The 6,806-nt window shown below is 46.7% G+C and carries 4 protein-coding genes; 1 reads left to right on the top strand and 3 read right to left on the bottom strand.

Annotated features, from left to right (window positions below; genetic code table 11):
• Positions 1-165: 165 nt before the first annotated feature.
• Entirely contained in the window at positions 166-732 is a 567-nt protein-coding gene (locus QUA01_RS05700) for a thermonuclease family protein (protein ID WP_194071224.1), read from the bottom strand.
• A gap of 12 nt (positions 733-744) precedes the next feature.
• Positions 745-3,828 carry a DNA polymerase I gene (gene polA / locus QUA01_RS05695; protein WP_333087383.1) on the bottom strand — a complete coding sequence of 1,028 codons (3,084 nt, stop codon included), beginning with the start codon at positions 3,826-3,828 and terminating at the stop codon, positions 745-747.
• A gap of 426 nt (positions 3,829-4,254) precedes the next feature.
• Here polA and QUA01_RS05690 point away from each other — a divergent pair, with 426 nt between their 5' ends.
• On the top strand, positions 4,255-5,583 hold the full coding sequence (locus QUA01_RS05690) for a DnaJ domain-containing protein (RefSeq protein WP_333087381.1): 1,329 nt from the start codon (positions 4,255-4,257) through the stop codon (positions 5,581-5,583).
• Here QUA01_RS05690 and QUA01_RS05685 read toward each other — a convergent pair whose 3' ends face one another.
• Positions 5,584-6,780, bottom strand: coding sequence for a glycosyltransferase family 4 protein (locus QUA01_RS05685; RefSeq protein ID WP_333087380.1), 1,197 nt, complete (start codon positions 6,778-6,780; stop codon positions 5,584-5,586). It abuts the gene before it with no gap.
• Positions 6,781-6,806 lie beyond the last annotated feature (26 nt).

Raw genomic sequence — 6,806 nt, 5'->3', positions numbered from 1 at the left:
AACTAACAACTAACAACTAACAACTAACAACTAACAACTAACAACTAACAACTAACAACTAACAACTAACAACTAACAACTAACAACTAACAACTAACAACTAACAACTAACAACTAACAACTAACAACTAACAACTAACAACTAACAACTAACAACTAACTCAATCATTTCTTCCGAAAATTCCAAGCGGGAACAAACTTAGAATCTCCCCAAACGCCGCGGCGATTTTTCTTAGCTTCGGCTTCCGCTTGTTCCACAATACTTGCACTAGGACAGTTTTTTAAGTAAGGACGGTAAACCATTGCTAATCCTTCGCGCAGCAAAACTTCTTGGGCAAATGTGCCGTTTGGTAAGCGAACTTCGCTAATTTTGCGGCCGTAGCGGTCAGTATCGGTGACGGTCAAAACCACGCGCCCGCCCCCTTGTTTGACGAGCTGCTGCATTCTTTGCTCGGCTAGATTTCCCCACTTAAACTGATTCTTTTCTGCTGCTTTTTTGCTGTTTTTTTCAGCATTGGTGTGGGCAATTTCCGGTGCATCTATGCAGGCAAAACGCACTTTGATATCCTTCCCGGCGCTATCGCTGGCGACAAGGGTGTCGCCGTCGCTGACTCGTTTCACAGCATAATTGTTGGGCGGTAGCTTTTGGGGACAACCGGAGAGTAGGAACAGCAGAAAAAGTGCACTTAAGCTGGTGATTTTAGGAGAAAGGGTGATTTTGGTTGGGTTCATATTTCTCTCTGTTTATTTAGTTTCCATCCAATTTTGCCCCGCGTGGATGTCAACTATTAGCGGTACGCTAAGTGGCAGAGCATTTTCCATCGCCGTTCTAATTTTTGGCTGCAATTCTTCCCATTCATCGGGAGGTACTTCAAAGATTAATTCGTCGTGAACTTGCAATAACAGCCGCGCCTGATAGTTTTGCAAAATTTTGTCTACCTCAATCATGGCAAGTTTAATGATATCTGCACTTGAGCCTTGAATGGGAGCGTTGGCTGCAGCCCGCAAAGATTGGGCGTCATTTCTATTGAGAGACTTAAGTAGGCTGGAGTGAATGTCTTCGGGGTTGCGACGTTCTTTTTTAAACTCAGCGAGTGTTGGGCTCTCGAAGTTGAGATAGCGGCGGCGGCCGAGAATTGTGGAAACGTAGCCTAGGGCGATCGCCTCTTTTTTTACGTGCTCCAAATATTCAAAAACCTTACTGTAACGCTCGTTAAATCGTTCAATAAACTTTTTCCCGTCTGCCGAAGACTTGCCCATCGATCGCCCAAACTTAATCGCCCCCATACCATAGATTACCCCAAAATTAATCGTTTTCCCAAACCGTCTTTCATCCGGCGTTACTTCCTCTTTTTCAAACAGCAGTTGAGCCGTCACCGTATGCACATCTCGGTTATTTTGGTAAGCTTCAATCAACACCGGTTCTTGACTCAAATGAGCCAATATTCGCAACTCAATTTGAGAATAGTCAGCCGACACCATCAGCCAACCAGACTCCGGTAAAAAAGCCTTGCGAATTTGCCGCGAAAACTCGGTGCGGATGGGAATATTTTGTAAATTGGGATTGGAAGAAGAAAGCCGGCCCGTACCAGTTGCAGCTTGGTTAAAATCTGTATGTACTCGCCCGGTATCCGCACGCACTAACTGCGGCAAAGCATCGACATAGGTTGATTTTAATTTGGATAATGTTCGATACTCTAATAAATCGTCTACAATCGGGTGGTCTCCTTGCAATTTATCCAAAACAGCGGCATCTGTAGAGTATCCCGTCTTTGTTTTGCGAGACTTTTTCTGAAACTGTTCGGGGATTTTTTCTAACAAGATTTCGCTTAATTGTTTGGGCGAACCTAAATTAAACTTTCTCCCCGCTGCTTCATAGGTATTTTCTTCAAGTTTGGCTAATTTTATTTCTAGTTCTTGCGAGAGGGTATTGAGATAAGCTGAATCAATGCGAATTCCGCAGTATTCCATTTCAGCTAAAACTGGCTCTAAAGGCTGTTCTACTTTCAGCAGTAAATCCTCCAAAGTTTTTCCGGAAAAGCTAGCTTCATCAGCTTGATCCAATTCTGCTCTAAGTTTACTTACTAACCCAAACGTGGTGTGAACATCCATACCGCAGTAGTCAGCTACTTTTACAATACTGATGTCAGCAATTGTTTTGTTTTTCGGTACTAATTCCTTGTAGCTTTCTGCGACAATGCCTAAGTAGTGCCTTGACAATTCACTGAGGCTGTGGCTAGTTTCTGGGTTGAGTACGTAACTGGCTAGCATGGTGTCAAATACGACTCCAGCGAGTTTGATTCCTTGACAGCGCAGGATCAGGCGATCGAATTTAGCATTTTGCAGCGCCTTGGGATAATTTTCGCTTTCCAAAATCGGACGCAAAGCATTTAAAGCCGTGGCTTTGTCCAAATTTTTACCCGTTTTGTGTCCCGTGGGAATGTAAGCTAAATCCTCTTCACCGGTTCCCCAACAGCAGCCAATTCCCACTAATTCGGCATCTCGCGGTTCGAGGGCGGTGGTTTCGGTATCCCACGCCACGGGCGAGTTTTTGTCGGTGTGGGTTTCTAGCAGTTGGACTAATTCGTTTAACTGTTCTATTGTTTGAATGATTCGGGGTTGGATTGGCAGTTTGTTTTTCTGTTGCGCTGCTTTGGTTTCTGCCGCACTAAAAAACCACAATTCGTCTGCTTCTGAAATTTCAGAACTTGCAGCGGAAAAATCATTTAAATTATCAGCGTTAGGCAATTCAGAGACTGTAACTTCTCCCTTTTTCCGAACATCCGTTAAATCCGTTACAGAATCCGTTGCCGAACCTTCCCTCCGAACATCCGTTAAATCCGTTACAGAATCCGCTGCCGAACTTTCTTTTTCCGCACCGCCGAACCGCTTTTGAATTTGTTTAACTTTGGTTAAAAATGTTTTGAATTCCAACTTTTCCAGCATGGGAATCAAGGCTGATTCATCAAAACCTATAAGCTGGCAATCTTCTAAGTTTATTTCTAAGGGAACGTCTTGGACAATTGTCGCCATGCGCTGAGAATGATAGGCAGCTTCTTTGCCTTCTTCTAGCTTTTTCTTGGTTGCGCCTTTAATCTCGTCGATGGCTGCATAAATTCCGTCGAGGGAATTGTAAGCTTCTAGCAATTGCAGGGCGGTTTTGTCGCCGATGCCTCTGACTCCGGGAATGTTGTCGGATTTGTCGCCGCACAAAGCTTTGTAATCTATTACTTGTTCGGGCAAAATACCGAGTTTTTCTTTAACTTGTTCGGGGCCGTATTCTTGAGATTTGCCTTTTCCCGATCGCCTGAGCTCGTCGGTACTCAAATACAAGACGCTGATATTTTTGTCGGTTTCTACTAATTGAAACAAATCTCGATCGCCCGTGAGGATTTTAACCGCATAACCGGCGGCGCTGGCTTTGTTGGCTAAAGTTCCCAAAACATCGTCCGCCTCGTAGCCCTCAGCGGTGACTGCTGGCAAATTGAGATAGGTGAGGAGTTCTTGCAGGTTTTTGAGATCGGGAATAAAATCTTCGGGGGTTTCGGGACGACCTGCTTTGTAAGTTTCGTCTGCTTCGTGGCGAAAAGTGGGCGTGGCGAGGTCAAAGGCGATCGCCATGTACTGGGGATCGTGGGCGGCCATAACTTCCAGCAGCGACTTGAGAAAGCCAAAACAGACGCTGGTGGGAATGCCTGTGGTCGTTCGCAAACCTCCGTCTCGACTTTTGGCGAAGGCGAAGTAGGAACGAAAGGCCAGGGAGTGGCCGTCAACTAAGATGAAGGTGGGAGCTTGATTTGCCGACACTGACACAGATTGCGATCGCACGAAAGTATTTTCTCATTGTAGCCAGTTGTGATGCCTGTTTCAAAACCGAGCGCAACCGCAAAAAAGCTCTAAACCCTTATAAAATCAGTCAGTCGATTTGAAATTTTCGATTTTCGATTTTCGATTTACTTGCAGCGCAGTGATTCACCGGAGCCCAAAGTGGAGTCTAAAATTTCGATTTATCCGAAAAACCGGGTTTTCTGCGTAATATCATGTCCCCTCGATTGACCGATATCGCGATCCATTTTTGTAATGGTGGTAATCGATCGGACATGGCATAAGTCCTCAATCTATAATCGACTGACCCTCGATCGCGATCGGCTGATTGTGCAGCTTGCCTGAGAATGCTAAAAGATAAGAAGTATGATTCCTTACGGGATAGCTTCGCACGCGCGTAAATTTACCAATACCTGCCGATCGAAGCCTATGGCTGACATTAATCGATGCTACGAAATCCTCGAAATTGAGCCTGGAGCTTCCTTAGAAGAAATTAAACGCTCTTACAGGGATTTAGCGTTTGTGTGGCATCCCGATCGGTTGCCCCCTGGCGATCGCCTGCAACAAAAAGCTGAACAAAGATTAATAGAAATTAATCAAGCTTACGAAGAGTTGGTGTTGTTTCTCAGTCAGCCGGAATCGAAGTCGATCGACAAACCGTTTCAGCAGCCACAGCCTGCGCCACCCCCTGCGCCGCCGGAAAAGCCACTGAGAAGACGTTCGGGAAAATCAGCCGGCGGGCACGGTTCCCAGCGCCGTCAAACCCGCCCCAAAGCCTCATCCCAAAAAGTTTCAACTCCAAACAACTCTTTAAGCAAGAAACAATTTACCACTAAAAATAGACAAACCGAGCGGGGAAGAAAGCCTTCGGGGCGCAGCGCGGCGAGGAAAGCGCGGCGAGTTCAAAACAGTCTAAAGCTTACCCCGAAAAGGAAAAAAGAGTTTCCGACTCAATATTCCAAACCGCAGCCATCTCAAAACTATTTAACTTTCCCTTGGGGCCCACTGGCGATCGCCGTGGCGAGTTACGCTGTGACGGGCTGCATTTTGACAAAATATCACGCCCCCCTGTGGATGTCGGCTTTAATCTGGGGTGCGGATTGGCTGTGGGCCGCGATTTTGCTGGCGGAGGGTTCGGCAACGCCTAAAGTGTGGCTGGCGGCGTTGGTTTTGGCTGGGGCGGTGGGGGGGGCGATCGCCGGTTTTCAGGCTGGAGGAATGGTAACGGGGGCTGTCTGGGCGGCGGTTGGGGCGAGTTTGGGGGCGATCGCCAGTTCTGAGGCGGAATCTCGGGCCGTGGCTTTAGTTGTGGGGGCTGCGGGAGTGGCGACAGTGTTGGGGTTGATGGCTGGAATCGGCACGGATGCTGGGAATTGGCACCAGGTGTTGGCGGCTGCGGTGGGTTGGGGGATTGCGGGCTTGACCTGCGGCCTGGTGGCGGAAGTCGCGATGAATTCCCGAAGTCCGATCGGACTTGGAGGTGCGATCGGGCTGGGGATTGGGGCGTGGGCGGGGGTTTTGGCTGGGGAGGGTTCCGGGGCTTTGACGCAAGCCTTAGAGATTGCTGGATCTAAGAGTGTTTATGGGGCTTGGGCTGCGATCGGGATTGTGGCTGGAGTTGTGGCGCGGATGGTAGTGGGCGAAAGGTCGATCGCCACTGGGCGCGGGATCTACACATTTATCCTGTTAGTTGCTACTTCCGGTTTCGGGCTGTGGCTGGGAAAGTGGCTGGTTGGTCGATCGCATTTTTTGAATTAATCAATCACTAGATTTTTGATTGTAGTATTCAGAAGCCAGTCGGTTTTCAAACAACCACTGTTTGCTTTCAGGGGAATCATCCAGCCAGCGATCGATCAATTCGGCCCATTTGACAGGCAAGCGCAACTCATGCCAGGTTGAGTGAGAAGCGACAGAAATATTGTGATAAAGCGCGGAATCCGAAACCAGATTTTCGATACATTCGGCTAAAGCCTGAGAGTTTCCCGCCTCGAAAATCATGGAATTAACGCCATGCTTCAAGTGGGTTTTAAACATTGGGTGATCCGAAGCTACTATCGGTGTTCTAGTGCGTAAAGCGTGCTGAATTGTCAGGGGAAAGCCTTCGGGATATTCGTGCCTGCTAGTAACTAGCACGATATCGGATTCTCTCATTAAAGGTTCTAAAGTATGAGTGGGTACCAGCCCCATAAATTCTACATAATCTTTAATTTGCAACTCTTCAACTCGCCGGGTAAAAAACTCTTCTTCGCCTGTACCTGCCATTTTTAAGTGAACTGATATATTGCGCTCTTTTAACTTTGGTACGGCTCTTAATCTATCGCCAACTCCCTTACTTTGTACTAACGAACCAGCGTAAAATAGTTTCAATTTTTTGACATCTGCAGGGATTTCTTTCGGCGACAAAGAGCCGGGATTGGTATCTAAGAGAAAGTCCCAAGGAATTATTTGATCGGGTTTTACTCCAATTTCTTTGAACAATAAAGATGAAGTAATGCCGTAAGTCCCAACCCATTCTATTTGCTTGTTATTCAAAAAATTGGCCAATTTATAGTTGCGCCACTTATCGCGCCAACTTTTTGTGGCAATAGATTCGGCAAATACAGCGATGGTTCTAATTTGATTTTCAATTGCAAAATTAAAAATGTCGGGAATAACCGTCCGTATGACTAAATGAGTCGGATTTTGCTCGGCAATTAATTCGATCAATTTTTTGGAATCAACTTTGTAATTAAATCCGCAACCGATCGCCCGCACGCCGTTTTCTAGAACCCGATCGGTAAATTCTGGTGTCATGCAGCAAATAACCGTTACTGACTCAGCCTCCGGTCGTTTTGCCATCTCAGTAACGGCACCTACAGAATATTTTTGAGCGTAGTATGTTTCGCTTCCTCCTTGGACCAGATGCTGAAAGGTTTTTGCGTAATCGCCGGCATACTGAACTATGACTAAGCGCATTTTCCTAAACTCTGGTTGTGTCGTAT

The organism is Microcoleus sp. S36a_B3 (assembly GCF_036700745.1).
Lineage (GTDB): Bacteria > Cyanobacteriota > Cyanobacteriia > Cyanobacteriales > Microcoleaceae > Microcoleus.
This window is presented reverse-complemented; position numbering and strand designations above follow the sequence as displayed.

What these genes read in the sequence shown, in the direction of transcription:
- QUA01_RS05690 (WP_333087381.1), top strand. Translation starts at nt 4,255, where the DNA reads ATGGCTGACATTAATCGATGCTACGAAATCCTCGAAATTGAGCCTGGA.
- QUA01_RS05700 (WP_194071224.1), bottom strand. Translation starts at nt 732, where the DNA reads ATGAACCCAACCAAAATCACCCTTTCTCCTAAAATCACCAGCTTAAGT.
- QUA01_RS05685 (WP_333087380.1), bottom strand. Translation starts at nt 6,780, where the DNA reads ATGCGCTTAGTCATAGTTCAGTATGCCGGCGATTACGCAAAAACCTTT.